This is a genomic window from Paraglaciecola arctica BSs20135, from assembly GCF_000314995.1.
In the GTDB taxonomy this organism is placed as follows: Bacteria; Pseudomonadota; Gammaproteobacteria; order Enterobacterales; family Alteromonadaceae; genus Paraglaciecola; species Paraglaciecola arctica.
On the sequence record NZ_BAEO01000055.1, the window covers coordinates 1 to 14,875 of the forward strand.

Annotated in this window: 11 protein-coding genes; 6 read left to right on the plus strand and 5 right to left on the minus strand. The window is 40.6% G+C overall.

The window, feature by feature from the left end; translation table 11 throughout:
* Positions 1 to 46: 46 nt before the first annotated feature.
* A complete protein-coding gene (gene fusA / locus GARC_RS17060; protein ID WP_007622453.1) occupies positions 47 to 2,137 on the minus strand; it encodes an elongation factor G in 2,091 nt (696 codons plus the stop codon).
* A gap of 560 nt (positions 2,138 to 2,697) precedes the next feature.
* Positions 2,698 to 3,714, minus strand: a complete 1,017-nt coding sequence (locus GARC_RS17065; RefSeq protein WP_007622467.1) for a GGDEF domain-containing protein — start codon at positions 3,712 to 3,714, stop codon at positions 2,698 to 2,700.
* Between the two features lie 187 nt (positions 3,715 to 3,901).
* Here GARC_RS17065 and GARC_RS17070 point away from each other — a divergent pair, with 187 nt between their 5' ends.
* Positions 3,902 to 5,332: an alpha/beta fold hydrolase gene (locus GARC_RS17070; RefSeq protein WP_007622470.1), complete on the plus strand. Its 1,431-nt coding sequence runs from the start codon at positions 3,902 to 3,904 to the stop codon at positions 5,330 to 5,332.
* Positions 5,333 to 5,449: 117 nt separating this feature from the next.
* Complete coding sequence (locus GARC_RS17075; protein ID WP_007622472.1) at positions 5,450 to 5,920, plus strand: c-type cytochrome; 471 nt, start codon at positions 5,450 to 5,452, stop codon at positions 5,918 to 5,920.
* 3 nt (positions 5,921 to 5,923) lie between these two features.
* Here GARC_RS17075 and GARC_RS17080 read toward each other — a convergent pair whose 3' ends face one another.
* The 3 genes from GARC_RS17080 to GARC_RS17090 all read right to left on the minus strand — a co-directional run bounded on the left by GARC_RS17080 (position 5,924) and on the right by GARC_RS17090 (position 12,441).
* Entirely contained in the window at positions 5,924 to 6,607 is a 684-nt protein-coding gene (locus GARC_RS17080; protein ID WP_007622474.1) for a cytochrome b/b6 domain-containing protein, read from the minus strand.
* 64 nt (positions 6,608 to 6,671) lie between these two features.
* Positions 6,672 to 10,019 carry an amidohydrolase family protein gene (locus GARC_RS17085; protein ID WP_007622476.1) on the minus strand — a complete coding sequence of 1,116 codons (3,348 nt, stop codon included), beginning with the start codon at positions 10,017 to 10,019 and terminating at the stop codon, positions 6,672 to 6,674.
* 268 nt (positions 10,020 to 10,287) lie between these two features.
* Entirely contained in the window at positions 10,288 to 12,441 is a 2,154-nt protein-coding gene (locus GARC_RS17090; protein ID WP_007622477.1) for a GspE/PulE family protein, read from the minus strand.
* Positions 12,442 to 12,976: 535 nt separating this feature from the next.
* Between GARC_RS17090 and rpsJ the strand changes: the two genes are divergently transcribed.
* From rpsJ to rplW, 4 genes are read left to right on the plus strand one after another with little or no spacing between them, the layout of a single operon-like run.
* The gene (gene rpsJ / locus GARC_RS17095; RefSeq protein ID WP_006012796.1) at positions 12,977 to 13,288 is read left to right on the plus strand and encodes a 30S ribosomal protein S10; all 312 of its coding nucleotides are present in this window, start codon (positions 12,977 to 12,979) and stop codon (positions 13,286 to 13,288) included.
* A gap of 17 nt (positions 13,289 to 13,305) precedes the next feature.
* Positions 13,306 to 13,944, plus strand: coding sequence for a 50S ribosomal protein L3 (gene rplC, locus GARC_RS17100; protein WP_007622478.1), 639 nt, complete (start codon positions 13,306 to 13,308; stop codon positions 13,942 to 13,944).
* Positions 13,945 to 13,962: 18 nt separating this feature from the next.
* Positions 13,963 to 14,568, plus strand: coding sequence for a 50S ribosomal protein L4 (gene rplD, locus GARC_RS17105; RefSeq protein ID WP_007622479.1), 606 nt, complete (start codon positions 13,963 to 13,965; stop codon positions 14,566 to 14,568).
* A complete protein-coding gene (gene rplW, locus GARC_RS17110) occupies positions 14,565 to 14,867 on the plus strand; it encodes a 50S ribosomal protein L23 (RefSeq protein ID WP_007622481.1) in 303 nt (100 codons plus the stop codon). The genes rplD and rplW overlap by 4 nt, the downstream gene beginning before the upstream one ends.
* Positions 14,868 to 14,875 lie beyond the last annotated feature (8 nt).

Sequence of the window (14,875 nt, forward strand, 5' to 3'; positions counted from 1 at the left end):
CCCCATTAATTGAAATTAATGGGGCTTTTTAAGTCGTTAGACGTTTTTACTTCTTAGCAGCGTTACGCTCTTTGGTTTCTGCAATGACTTTCTCAGACACATTTTGTGGACAAGGGCTGTAATGCGAGAATTCCATAGAGAACTGACCACGACCAGATGTCATAGTACGTAGGCTTCCGATATAACCAAACATTTCAGAAAGAGGAATGTCAGCTTTAACTCGAACACCTGTTGCACTAGGCTCTTGATCTTTGATCATGCCACGACGACGGTTTAAGTCACCAATTACATCACCTACGTGATCGTCAGGCGTAAACACGTCAACTTTCATGATAGGTTCAATTAGCTGAGGTCCAGCCTTAGGAATTGATTGACGGAATGCGCCTTTAGCCGCAATTTCAAATGCAACCGCTGATGAATCCACTGCGTGGAAGCCACCGTCGAATAATTCAACTTCAACATCTAGCACTGGGAAACCAGCTAGAACACCAGTATCCATCATGCTCTTGAAACCTTTTTCAATCGCAGGGAAGAATTCTTTAGGTACATTACCGCCAACAACTTTAGAGGTGAATGTAAAGCCAGAATTGGCTTCGCCAGGCTTAATGCGATAATCGATTTTACCGAATTGACCAGAACCACCAGATTGTTTCTTATGGGTATAAGAATCTTCAATTTCTTGTGTGATAGTTTCACGGTAAGCAACCTGAGGTTCACCTACTGTTAATTCAACGCCGTAAGTACGCTTAAGAATATCTACTTTGATATCTAAGTGAAGCTCACCCATACCAGATAGGATTGTTTCACCTGAATCTTGGTCAGTTTCAACACGGAAAGTAGGATCTTCAGCAACCATTTTACCGATAGCAATACCCATTTTCTCAGTTGAACCTTTATCTTTTGGTGTAACAGAGATAGAGATGACTGGCTCAGGGAATACCATAGCTTCTAAGATGATTGGGTGTTTTGGATCACATAAAGTGTGACCAGTTTGCACGTTACCTTTCATACCAACAATAGCGATGATATCGCCAGCTTGTGCTGATGATAACTCGTTACGGTCATCAGCTTGCATTTCACACATACGGCCAACACGCTCAGTTTTACCTGTTGCGGCGTTCATTATGGTATCACCTTTCTTAAGCGTACCTGAGTAGATACGTACGAAAGTAAGTGAACCAAAGCGGTCATCTGTAATTTTAAAAGCTAACGCTTTAAAGGTTTCATCTGCAGAAACGATTGCGTATTCACCATTAGGTTCACCTTCTTCATCCGTAAGTGGTTGAGGATCAACCTCTGTAGGGCTAGGTAGGTAATCTACAACGGCGTCAAGAATTAATTGCATACCTTTGTTTTTGAATGCAGAACCACAGTAGGTTGGAAATATATCCATAGTACGTGTGCCTTTACGGATACAACGTTTGATTTCGTCAACAGAAGGCTCTTCGCCTTCCATGTAAGCCATCAATAAGTCATCATCTTGCTCAAGAGCTGTCTCAAGCAGCATTTCACGATATTCTTCTACTTTATCAACCATGTCCGCAGGCACATCAGTGATTTCGTAGTTTTCAGGAAGACCAGTGTCATCCCAAACGTAGGCTTTACGAGTAAGAAGGTCAACTACCCCAACAAAATCATCTTCGATACCTATTGGCAGAACCATGATTAGAGGGTTAGCACCGAGTACCTTTTTAGTTTGAGCAACAACGCGATAGAAATCAGCACCCATACGGTCTAATTTATTAACGAAGATAATACGCGCAACTCTTGAGTCATTCGCATAACGCCAGTTAGTTTCTGATTGAGGTTCAACCCCACCAGATCCACAAAATACGCCGATACCGCCGTCTAGTACTTTAAGTGAACGGTATACTTCAACTGTGAAGTCAACGTGTCCAGGAGTATCGATAACGTTAAAACGGTGATCTTTCCAGAAACAGCTTACTGCTGCTGATTGAATTGTTATACCGCGCTCGGCTTCTTGTTCCATGAAATCGGTAGTTGATTCACCGTCATGTACTTCACCGGTCTTATGTATTTGACCAGTAAGTTTAAGGATCCGTTCTGTAGTGGTCGTTTTACCCGCGTCAACGTGGGCAAAAATACCGATGTTTCTGTACTTCGCTAAATCTGTCATTATTCCAACTTCAGTATGAGTAAAAATTGCGCAGGATTATACAAGATATTTTAAGTAATTGCCTATTTTCTTTACTTAAGATGCAAACATTTTAAAGTTAATTGCATTTTTTTATTTGGAAGATAAAAAAAATCCATGAAAAAGCTGCTTAAAGTGTTAGCCAACGAGCTATTTAAGGATATTTACATAGGCTTTTGATATTTTTGATATCCGATCTTACCTGCGTGAATAAAGTCCGGTATTCAAGATTTTTATGGGAATAACATTGAGTATTCATTGTTAGTTTGTTACCACCCTTCTGAAAGCAGAGGGTCTTATTCAAAACGCCCTACCAACAACGATCATTACGGGAGGAATACCGTCTTACTAAAAAGGTTTGGAGTTACCCCCTATTTTGTTGGCGTCAGTTAGATGGGGAGATCAACATATGTCAGATGAAAGAGGCATACCTGTTGCTCATATTAACAAAGGGGCCAAAGGCTGCGGAGCAGTGATGCATCCGGTCACCGTCTGTTCCTGTTTGATTGTTGGTAATTAGGCTGTTGACCTACTTTTTTCTATTACATCATAGGCATAACACGATTACGGCCTAGACGTTTAGCTTCGTAAAGTTGTTTGTCTGCTTGCTCCACCAGAGCCAATGGATTCATGCCTTTTATTAGTTCTGCAACTCCAAATGAGGCCGCTATATCGCCCAATATTTCACCTGTGCGTTTGTCTTTTACTCTTATTTTTTCTATGGCTTTACGCATCGATTCAGCCATGCTTCTTGCTTTAGCAATATTTACGTTAGGCACAATAATGGCAAATTCTTCACCACCAAATCGAAAGGCCTGCGCACCATCTCGACATGTTGCTTGGAGCTTTTTAGCGGTAGCTTTTAAAATTAAGTCTCCCATAAGATGGCCGTAGTTATCATTGATATTTTTGAAGTAATCAAGATCAACCAGTATCAAACATAAGTTAGGTTTTAAAGACTGAGTGGCTAGTTCTTCATCAAAGTAACGTCTGTTACATAACCCTGTTAGGGCATCATACAAAGCTTCTTGTTGGCTTTGTTCAAGCTGGCCTCTGAGTGCTTCTATTTCGTTTTGAGCGTCCTTTAAGGCAGCATTAAAGTTTATAGTGCTACGCCTGATGTTTTGTGTGTTTTCGACCAAATTACGCACTAAGGCCATCACTTCTATTACTGACAATCCTTCTTTTTCAACTTTAGTTAGGTCATCAACACAAGTGTCCATAGTTTCTTTGAAGCTGGTAGTTTCAGAGCGGGTGTCCCGCAAGGATTGAGATAACTCAATCAACATAGCTTCCACAGACTGACGTAGTTCCCAAGCTGAAACTTCTTCAGCTTCTGCAAGGTAATTGCGATAAAGTTCTTTTGTTTTTATCTTAGAAAACTGCATTTTATTATCTAAGACATAATCAATAGCGTTTTTTAACTCAGGCGATTCATTAGAAACATAGGTATACCAAAGCGCATAATTGTTAGGAATGGCAGGAATTTTATGCTTCAGCATTAGAGGTATTGTTTGTTTTAATGTTGCGAAAGATTTTTCTAAATTATTATCTGCCATTAAATAAGTCCCATCTTTACCATGTTTTCAAGTTCATTTTACTTTAAAGAATACAGGTGCTCGCGCTATATCCGGTTTCTTTTGAGAGTAAAGCCGAGATGTTGATTAACAATCGCTTTACTTGACATGATACTAACTCATCTCTAATTTAAAAGTTACCTATTCTGCTGCTGGTCTTTATGTCTCTATGAGCTGTTTTAAAGTTGTATTTTTTTGCTGTTTTTTTGCCATCAATAGCTTTGCTCAAGAAAAAGAAAATAGCGATGACGCTCTACAACAAACCTTAGCTCCACTGCCTGCGCATTGGCAACAGTCGCGAATAAATGAACCTATATTTGGTGGGATTGTTCATGTAATAGAAACGGGGGAAAAGCACAAAAAAGCCATTATTTTAGTACACGGTCTTGGCTACAGTGGCTTACGAGATTGGTTAGATATTATTCCGCAACTTGAGTCTGATTATCATATTATTGCCTTAGATTTACCAGGTTTTGGAGAGTCCGATCCAACATCATTACAACTAGCCCCACAACGTTATGCACAACTACTACAATGGTTGATCCCGCAGTTTTCATCACAAAAAGTGACTGTAATTGGCCATTCTATGGGCGCTGCAATCAGCTTACGTTTTGCGTCAGAATTTCCTAACATGGTTGAACGCCTCATTATGGTAGATACTGCCGGAGTGTTGCAACGCTCAGTATTTGTTCGGCATATGACACAAATGCCCGATCGTTATGAATGGTTAGCAAAATATCAACAACGCTTTAATTTTATAGATACCGCAGTGAGCAGGTTCAATAGATTTATTAATAGTGTCAGTGGTTCAGTGCTTAGTCAGATGGATAAGTTGCCAGATCCCACACAAGTGTTGCTGCAAAATAAATTTGCGCAAAAATATGTTTATAAAGATCGCCCTACTTTAAACGCAGCTATTGGACTCATTAATGAAGATTTCTCCCAGGCAATAGATAAACTTTTGGTGCCCACTCACATAATCTGGGGAGAATATGATCGAGTTGCGCCACTACGAACTGGAGAATTGTTGCAGTTTCACTTAGACAATGCTGAGTTAAATGTTATCCAAGACGCAGGCCATGTGCCAATGAAAGATAAACCCACAGAATTTATGCAGAAGTTAAATTATGCATTAAACAACCCACCTATAAAACGGCAGCATTTAACTTATATAGAAAGCGAAGATTTAGCTACTTTAACCTGCAACAACCAAAATGATCGATCTTTTAGTGGGCACTATGATTTTGTTTATATTAGTGGCTGTAAATATATTACCTTAAGCAATCTCACTGCAAAGCAGATTTATATTGAAAACTCCGATGTAACTATGCAGCAGGTTGTTGTTCAATCGGATAACTTGACTATGGAGGTGAATAATTCCTTTGTTACTATGACTAACGTGCGTTTGCAGGGTAAAACTGCGTTGAAAGTGAAGGGTAGTACAGTTGATGCGGCTGGAGCAGAATTCACAGGTTCAAATCATCCAATCCAAGTTGTTGCTGATTCACTTTTATATTTATCTGTTAGCCGTCAATATTACAATGGTAAGTTACAGTATCTTCACGGTATGTCAGAGGGAAACGTTTACGATTTGAGGTAAGCCCAACTAAAAGTCTTTAGCATTTAAAGCTGTTGTTGTTAAATAGCAGGAATGGAAGAATAAAAACCGTTATCATCGTTCTACACTTTATCAAATTTAACTACTGGAGAAGGTAATATGATCAAGAAGGCTATTGCAGTAATTGTAGGTTCAGCGCTGTTGAGTACATTTTCTGTGTTTGCAGAACCCGCCAAATCGGACAAACAGGCCAAAGACGTTACTGAGTTTAGACAAGCGATCCTTACACTTGTAAAGAGCAATGTGGGTGTTTTAGGGGCAATGAATAAAGGTGCTATCCCGTTTGACGCGCAAACAATGCAAACCAACGCCATACGTATTGAACAATTGTCTTTGATGTTGGAAGACTATTTTGCAACAGATACAACTGGCTTTGATGTTGAAACTGCTGCATTGGACAAAATTTGGGAAAATCAAGCTGATTTTAAAAACAAAATAAGTGCTTTAACGGCTGCCGCCAGTAACTTGAACAAAGTTGCTAAAGCAGGAGATACAAGTCAGTTTAAGCCCGCTATTGGTCAAGTGTTCAAAAGCTGCAAAGGTTGTCACGACAACTACAAAGAAGATTAATATTTAATAGTAATAACCGTCTTCTATTGGAGGCGGGTTTATTTCTACCAACCAATAAACAAATATCGCCACTAAACACATTACCAATATAGCCTTAATAAGTTGAGAATGTTCGATACCATCTTTTGGCGCTACTGCTTTTTTACCATCTAACATTGGCCCTATAAGATTGTGTTTAAGGAAAATCAAATACCATCCAATAGCGACTAAATGTAACCCAATAATGGCTAGTAGAATGTCAAAAACATTATGATGCAACCATTGCATTAATTGCTGTAAATCTGTGTCAGCACTGGCGTAATAGGGGCCAGAGTAGACGATGTCGTCTGTAGTAAACAAGCCGCTGATGGCCTGCAAACCCACTAGAATTATTACCCCAGGTAATATTAATCCACCCACAGAGTTGTGACCAATACTCAAGGTATGTTGTTTGGATATCACACTACGTAAATAGGCTAACATTGCCTTTGGTCCTGCAATAAAACTGTTGAATTTGGCATATTTGGTACCAACAAATCCCCAAATTAATCGAAAAATAATCAATCCTAAAGTGAAGTATCCAATATAGAAATGGATATCCATCGCATCTTCTAACACCTCTGCAGTTAACCATTGGCCAAACAAACAGAGCACTAATAACCAGTGGAATAATCTTACCGGAATGTCCCAAACTAAATTTTTTTTCATATATGAACGCATCTTAAATAGAAAGCCCTAACAAAAATTGTTAGGGCTTGTTTAGAAAAAAAGACTAATGCACCCAATGATGCTTTTGTGCTTTAGCGTTTATGGCTTGTTGTGTTGCTTTGGGCATAAACAACTGATTGTTTTGTTCAAAGAAAAACGCTTTACGTTGTTTTTTACTGCCTACTTCATTCATGGTTGCCGCCTCATAAATTCGGCCATTTAACACTGTGTATTCAACAAACTCACTGCGGCGAATATCGTTAAGTACATCACCGTCTATTATCATTAAGTCCGCTATTTTACCTACTTCAATACTGCCTATTTGTTTGTCCATGCCTAAGTGAGTCGCACCGTCAATTGTTCCACCTCGAAGCGCTTCCCAAGGTGTAAATCCACCTTTATTCATTAACCACAATTCCCAGTGAGCGGCTAACCCCTCGCGCTGACCATGGGCGCCTATATGTACGCTTACGCCTTTGTCTCGTAATGTTTTGGCATACTCAGCAACAGCAACATGATTGTACTGATTGTCAGGTGCAGTAGGGCGTCTAATAGAACGTTTATCTACCAAAAAGCTTGGGGTATAACGCATTAAGCGAGGGTTTTTCCATACTTCGGTTCTGTCATAAAAGTATTCTTCACCCATCATGCCGCCGTATGACACTACAAATGTTGGGGTGTAGCCAAATTTTGTGGCTGACCATAAAGCCGTTAAATCGTCATAACCTTTGGCTATAGGTAAAGAATGTTCCAGGCCTGTATGACCGTCTACTAACATTGATATGTTTTGTTGGAATTTGCCACCGCCTTCTGGCACTACCATCATGCCTAGTTGTTTGGCGGCAGCTAATATTTGCTGACGTGTATCGCGCCTAGGTTGATTGTAACTTTTAACCGAAATAGCCCCGGTATCTTTTAGTCGTTGTATGTGAAATAAAGCATCGTCGTAACTGTTGATTATCGCCCTATAATTTACTGCTTCGGCACCATATAAAATAGTACCGGTTGAATAAATTCTAGGGGCGACAATTTTTCCTGCTTTTTGCAATTCGGCAGCCGAGAAGATCTCGGTGGTATCATTTGATGGATCATGAATAGTAGTGACACCAAAGGCTAGGCTTGAATACATGCTCCAGTTTTGTTGCGGGATTATTTCATTACTGCCTTGCGAACCATGAGCGTGAGCGTCGATAAGCCCAGGTAATATGGTTTTACCTTTAGTATCAATAAGTAATGTTTCACTAGGAATAGACACATCGCCAGATTTTCCAACTTCGACAATTTTATTGTCCTTGATTAATACCACGCCGTTTTCAATGACTTCTCGCTGCCTATTTGCATCGCGCATGGTGACAACTGTGCCACCTACTAAGGCTTTGTAACCTGAAGGTTTGTCTGCTTTTTGTTGAAAAGATAAGTCAATACCTTCACTGACTGGTTCCGGTAATTCTTCTGGTGAATTTGCAAAAAACTCAAAGGCATCTTGTAATTTCCGCTCATAAAAAGTAGCGCCGTGATACCAACTTACAGACTGATTATCGGCGCTCCAAGTTAGGTATTCACCTGCGCGGCTTGATATCTGTTTAACGGGCAATGAAGACATTTTAGGACCTATATTGACCCGCTTACCGGTATCCACAAAAGGTGCAACATAAGCATTATATTGATGTACAAAGGCGACCCATTTTTTGTCATGAGATAAGCGATATTCAGTGACTTTATCGGCGCCGTATAAATGCTCTCGTTTGTCTTCACCATTTAAATCTACACTGACTAATTGAGTTTCAGGGTAACTGCTACCTGAAACTGAAGTGGTCATATAAATGCGTGTGTTGTCGCCGGCAAAGTGTGGGGCTGAACCAGATTTGGCAATACGTTTAGTTTCACCACTTTTAACATTTGCCACGTAAATACCCGGTTCGACCGAATATTTTGGGCTCAGTAGATAGCCACCAGTGATTTTGTCATAGACCACTAATTTTCCGTCGGTTGAGAAACTGGGTTCGATATAGTGACCTGGTGTTGTAGTTAATACTTTACCTTTGCCGCCACGGGCTTTGATGATCCTAATTGAACCTAATTCTTGGTCGTGCCAAGTGGTGTAAACAATATTTTTTCCGTCATTTGAGTAACGCGGGTAAAGTTCTTCGTGCTCATTTTGTTTGGTTAATCGTTCGGTTTTACCAGACTTAATATTTTTCACATAAAGTTTACCTAAAGCCTGAAACAATATCGATTTACCATCAGGTGACTTTTGTGCCCAGCGCGTCATTTTTATAGGGAAACTGTCAGGCGCTACATCTACATCAAAACGCACCGCGTCAGCATATTTTAGTTCTGCATGAACCTGCACTGGTATGGTGGCGATAGACTGGTCTTTAACTGTGAGTTTATGAAATTTTCCAGCTGTCCAGAAAACGATATATTTGGAATCTGGTGTCCAATCAAAGTAGGCAAAATACCCTTCTGAGCCAAAACCTTCTTGCATGTCTCGCTCGAGATCCATGTACAGAGGTTTTTCCATTCCCGTAGCTAAGTCTTTAACAAAAAGTACGGTTTTTTCTTTTACTCTTCGAATAAAAGCAAGGTGTTTACCGTCAGGAGAGGGAGTTGGGACAACAGCACCGCCTGTGCCACTGACAAAACGTTCTTCCTCACCATTGGCTAATTCGTATCGGGTAATGGCAAAAATGCCTTTTAGTGGATCTCGGTTATAGCTAAACGTACTGCCCCCAGATACGTCTTGAGTAAAGTACAGATACTTTCCATCAGGAGAGAAAGCGGGATCAGCAATGTTTTTTTGGTCTTTTTTACCGTTTACTCGCTTTTTAATTGCTAAGCCGTCACCGCCAGAATGATGATAAAGCCAAATTTCACCGGCCGGAATACTACGACTCGACATTATGCCTTTGCTCACTGCTATATATTGTCCATCTGGACTCCATTTAGGTGAATGGATTAAGTTGTTCTTTTCTTTACTAAGTTGTTTTAAATGGCTGCCGTCTTTGTCCATCACCCATAGGTTAGATAGTCCTCCTCGGTCAGAGATAAAGGCTATTTTTTCTCCGTCTGGACTAACAGCAGGGTGAATATTCCATGCAAAATCTTGTGTCAGTGCCTTGGCTTTGCCCCCATCTAAAGCAACAACATAAATGTCGCCTAACATATCAAACACCAAACTCTTACCATCGGGAGTGATATCTAGACTAGACCAAGTGGTGTTGTCTGTATCGATTGATACAGTGGCTAAATCAAAAGGTGGATTAAGTACGTCCCAGTCTTGATTTTTCTGCTCTTGTTCAGCTGATGTTTGCTCATCTTCTTGCTCAGTTTGGCCAAACGTCAAAGTTGAAAAACATAGCACTGTGGCTAAACCCGCTGCTTGCAGCAGATTTTTATTGAAGCGTGTCATAGTTAATTCCCTAGATTCTCATTGATTTTTATAGATTTATATTAAGACTGTGTCATTGGCGGCTGAAAATAAATACATTAGCATTATGGTTAATATCTGCAAGACAGGCTTTGAAAAATGTTAAAAACTAGCTGAGGCAGAGTGTATAGCTATCAACACAGTAACAGCTTCAATTCTTCAGTAGATATCTTATATGCTTGAGTAAAGCTCTAGAGTGTATAAGCATTATATGGCGTTATTAGCCTGGCACTTTAGTTGAAATAAATGTTTAACCAGTGCCGCTAATAATTTGAATTTGCGGAATATCGGTATCACCTTTTAACACTTTTAAAATGCCGTCTTGGGTGAGTGTCCGCATGCCATCTTTCATAGCCTGGGCTTTCATTTCGTGTACAGAGGCTTCTTTATATACCAGAGAGCGTAATTCCCCGGTCATGGATAACAATTCATGTACCCCAGTTCTGCCTCTATATCCGGTGTCTCCGCATTCATCACAGCCTTTGCCTTTAAATAACATTAGCGGTTCAGGTAAATTAAGCTCTGCAAGGTATTCTTCACCATATTGTCTTTTAATAAAGGCAATATCCGACTCAGTTGCAGGGTATTTCTCTTTGCAATTCGGGCAGATGGTTCTGATCAAACGCTGGGCTAAAATACCCACACAAGCATCAGAGAAGTTGACCGGATCAAGCCCCAAGTCCAACAAACGAGAAATGGTTTCTGGAGCTGAGTTGGTATGTAAAGTAGAAAATACTAAATGTCCGGTGAGAGAGGCCTCTATGCCGGCATGTGCGGTTTCTTTATCACGCATTTCGCCAATTAGTATGATGTCTGGGTCGGCACGTAAAAATGCTCTTAATGCATTGGCGAACGTAAAACCAATCTTAGCGCTGACTTGTACTTGTTGTAGGCCAGGTTGAGTTATTTCTACTGGGTCTTCTGCAGTCCAAATTTTCTTTTCTGGTGTATTGATGTGCCCTAAAACAGCATGCAAAGTAGTGGTTTTACCCGAACCCGTAGGTCCTACTACTAATATAATGCCGTGGGGTTTTTGCACTAACTCAAGAATTTTTTCGTGATTGCGTGGCGATAGATTTAGCTTACTCAAAGGCATTGCACCACCTGCAGCCAATATCCGCATAACTACACCTTCGCCGGCAATAGTTGGAATAGTCGCTACTCGGACTTCAATAAGTTGCCCCGACATTCTAAAGGACAGTTTGCCATCTTGTGGTACACGTTTTTCAGCAATGTTCAGATTCGACATGATTTTTATACGGGCAATCACGGCACTATGGTGCGATGCAGGTACTTGAGTAACATCTCTACATACTCCATCTATACGCATACGTACTCGAGTAGGTGCATTTTTTTCTGGATCAACATGAATATCAGAAGCATTTAAGCGTTTGGCATCATGTAAGACGCGACTAACCAACCTAACAACTGCAGGCGCGTCGTCTGACATTTCATCAGACTGTTCATCTAGTTCATCTGCGCTGGTGCCAATCTCATCAAGGATCTCGTCCATCGCACCTGGACCTGCACCGCCTCCTGACGCTTCCCCTAAATATTGCAGGATGACATTGGGTAAGCTGACCGATATCTCGTAACTGTCTATACCTAACGCACTTTCAATTTCCATTAATAAAGTGGCATTATTTGGCTCTGCCATCAACACAATAGGGTTATCTTTTACGTCTGCTAACACCGCAACAAAATTACGTTTAAGGTAAGAGAGATTCAGCTTACTGTCGCTTTGAAATAGGTGAAACTTATCAGGTAAATACGCAATATAAGGTACCTGATAGTGCACAGATAATGCATTGCCTAAGTCATCCTCAGGTACTCTGTGCTCAGATGTCAGACGTTGCACCAACTGTCTATTGTCATGACTGGATTCTTGAAGTTTCTTCAGCTCTTTTTCAGAAATAAGGTTGCGGTGTACTAAATAATCAAAGGGTTGACTGGTGCCGCCTAATTCATAACGAAATTTTTTGCCCATGATTTCTGCGATGGCATTGGCAAGGTTAAGGTCGTCTTCGGTAAAAGCAGCATCTTTCTTATTGATGATCTGCATCACGCCCATTAATACGCCAGAGTCGAGGATCGGAATACAAATAATATTCCGAGTCTTAAAGGTGGAGCCTTTATCGAACTTATCGGCGAAGTTTAAGCGTTTATGGATACTAGCTAGTTCTTCTTTATTATATGGGTCATTAATAATGAGGGGTAATTGGCTTAGTGCTACGTAACCGGCAATAGACATCGGGCTAATAGGCACTTTGATTTCACGGGTTTCTTTACCTGTTTTAAAACGAGCTACCAAATCTTGGTGCTGCCTGCGGCGCTGGAAAATACTCATACGTTCGGCATCAAATAAACCCAATACGAAGGGCTCTAACTTGTGATACGCATCCATAAGAGAAGGATACGTCTTAAGCAACTGGTTAATTCGGTCGAGATGATTTTGATTAAGTTCGGCATTCATATAGTTGCTTAATGTACTTCTAGGCTATTGTATTTTCTTATATTGGAAACCTTACTATAACTGACGCGCTACAGACAGCAAATAGCTTTTACTGTTACTAGCATTGTTAGCTATAGAAAAAGGCTGGCAAATCATGGATTACAAATATTTCTGCTTGCTGTGCGGATACTCTAATATATAGATCATACATTCATAAACAGTTGTTAAGTAGCGACCATATGACTGAGTTATGTCTAATTTGATATTCTCTCTTGCATAAATATCAAATCTGTATATAATTCGCGCCCACTGATTCTTCGGAACAAGTGCATTTGGTTAGAATTGAGGTGCTTTTACTGATATTCAATATACAACCAAATAACAACAGGGCCCTAATATTGGGTCAGCAGTATACATGCATCCTCCTATCAAATAATAATTGATGGTGTGGATGATTTTTTTTGTTCTTTCGATTGGAGCTTAATCGATGCCAAATCAAAGAATTCGTATTCGTTTGAAAGCGTTTGATCACAAGTTGATCGATCAGTCTACGGCTGAAATCGTTGAAACTGCGAAACGTACAGGTGCTCAGGTTAGCGGTCCTATTCCACTACCTACACGTAAAGAGCGTTATACAGTACTTACTTCACCTCACGTAAACAAAGATGCGCGTGATCAGTATGAAATTCGTACACATAAGCGTTTAGTGGATATCATTGAACCTACTGATAAAACAGTAGATGCGTTGATGAGATTGGACTTGGCTGCCGGTGTTGATGTTCAAATCAGCCTGGGCTAACAAGAGAGGGTTTTAACATGGCGATAGGACTTATCGGTCGTAAAGTAGGTATGACTCGCATCTTCACTGAAGATGGTGTGTCTATTCCTGTGACTGTTATAGAAGCCACCCCGAATCGTGTGACTCAGTTACGTACTGACGAAACTGACGGGTATAAAGCGCTTCAAGTCACCGCTGGCGAGAAAAAAGCTAGCCGCGTTAATAAAGCTGCAGCAGGTCATTTTGCTAAAGCTGGCGTGGAAGCAGGCCGCGGTTTATGGGAATTCCGTTTAGACAACAATGAAGGTGAAGGCATAGAAGTTGGCAGTGAAATTACTGTTGAAATTTTTGCAGACACTAAAATGGTTGACGTTGTCGGAACTTCTAAAGGTAAAGGTTTCCAAGGTGCTATTAAGCGCTGGAACTTTAGCCACCAACGTAACACACATGGTAACTCATTGTCGCATCGTGCACCTGGTTCGATTGGTCAAAACCAATCACCTGGTAAAGTTTTCAAAGGTAAGAAAATGGCCGGTCAGATGGGTAACAAACGTGTAACTATGCAGTCTTTGGACGTAGTCAGAGTTGATACTGAGAACAACCTTTTATTAGTTAAAGGTACAGTTCCTGGTGCTCCTGGTGGCGATGTCATTATCAAAGCTGCTATCAAAGCGTAACGTCTGGGGAGTTAAGTGATGGAATTAGTATTGAAAGACGCGAAAAGCGCTCTTGAAGTATCCGAAGCAACCTTTGGACGTGATTTTAACGAAGCACTAGTACATCAAGTAGTAGTAGCATTCGGTGCTGGAGCTCGTCAGGGTTCTAAAGCGCAAAAAACACGCTCTGAAGTACGCGGTGGTGGTGCCAAACCTTGGCGTCAAAAAGGAACAGGTCGTGCCCGTGCTGGTACAATCCGTAGTCCTATCTGGCGTTCTGGTGGTGTAACTTTTGCAGCTAAGCCACAGGATCACAGCCAAAAGGTTAACAAAAAGATGTACCGTGGTGCTATTCAAAGCATCCTTTCAGAATTGGTACGTCAAGAACGTTTAATCGTGGTTGAAAAATTTGCAGTTGAAACTCCAAAAACTAAAGAATTAATTTCTAAGTTAAAAGAGCTTGAACTTAAAGATGTACTTATTGTGACATCAGAAGTTGATGAGAACTTGTTCTTGTCAGCACGTAACTTGTATAAAGTTGACGTTCGTGATGTTCAGGGTATTGACCCAGTAAGTCTTATTGCATTCGAAAAAGTATTGATGACTGCTGATGCAGTTAAACAATTAGAGGAGTCGCTAGCATGATAAATGAAGAGCGTCTACTTAAGGTGCTACTAGCACCACATGTTTCTGAAAAAGCAACGCTAGCTGCCGAGACAAACAACACTGTTGTTTTGAAAGTAGTCAAAGATGCGAACAAAGAAGAAATCAAAGCGGCAGTTGAAAAATTGTTCGAAGTTGAAGTTGACTCTGTTCGTACCCTAAACGTGAAGGGTAAAACCAAGCGTCATGGTGCATCATTTGGCAAGCGTAAAGACTGGAAAAAAGCTTACGTTGTGCTTAAAGAAGGTCAAGACATCGACTTTACTGGCAGCGAAGGCTAAGAAGGGGA

What these genes read in the sequence shown, in the direction of transcription:
- fusA (WP_007622453.1), bottom strand. Translation starts at nt 2,137, where the DNA reads ATGACAGATTTAGCGAAGTACAGAAACATCGGTATTTTTGCCCACGTT.
- GARC_RS17065 (WP_007622467.1), bottom strand. Translation starts at nt 3,714, where the DNA reads ATGGCAGATAATAATTTAGAAAAATCTTTCGCAACATTAAAACAAACA.
- GARC_RS17070 (WP_007622470.1), top strand. Translation starts at nt 3,902, where the DNA reads ATGAGCTGTTTTAAAGTTGTATTTTTTTGCTGTTTTTTTGCCATCAAT.
- GARC_RS17075 (WP_007622472.1), top strand. Translation starts at nt 5,450, where the DNA reads ATGATCAAGAAGGCTATTGCAGTAATTGTAGGTTCAGCGCTGTTGAGT.
- GARC_RS17080 (WP_007622474.1), bottom strand. Translation starts at nt 6,607, where the DNA reads ATGAAAAAAAATTTAGTTTGGGACATTCCGGTAAGATTATTCCACTGG.
- GARC_RS17085 (WP_007622476.1), bottom strand. Translation starts at nt 10,019, where the DNA reads ATGACACGCTTCAATAAAAATCTGCTGCAAGCAGCGGGTTTAGCCACA.
- GARC_RS17090 (WP_007622477.1), bottom strand. Translation starts at nt 12,441, where the DNA reads ATGGATGCGTATCACAAGTTAGAGCCCTTCGTATTGGGTTTATTTGAT.
- rpsJ (WP_006012796.1), top strand. Translation starts at nt 12,977, where the DNA reads ATGCCAAATCAAAGAATTCGTATTCGTTTGAAAGCGTTTGATCACAAG.
- rplC (WP_007622478.1), top strand. Translation starts at nt 13,306, where the DNA reads ATGGCGATAGGACTTATCGGTCGTAAAGTAGGTATGACTCGCATCTTC.
- rplD (WP_007622479.1), top strand. Translation starts at nt 13,963, where the DNA reads ATGGAATTAGTATTGAAAGACGCGAAAAGCGCTCTTGAAGTATCCGAA.
- rplW (WP_007622481.1), top strand. Translation starts at nt 14,565, where the DNA reads ATGATAAATGAAGAGCGTCTACTTAAGGTGCTACTAGCACCACATGTT.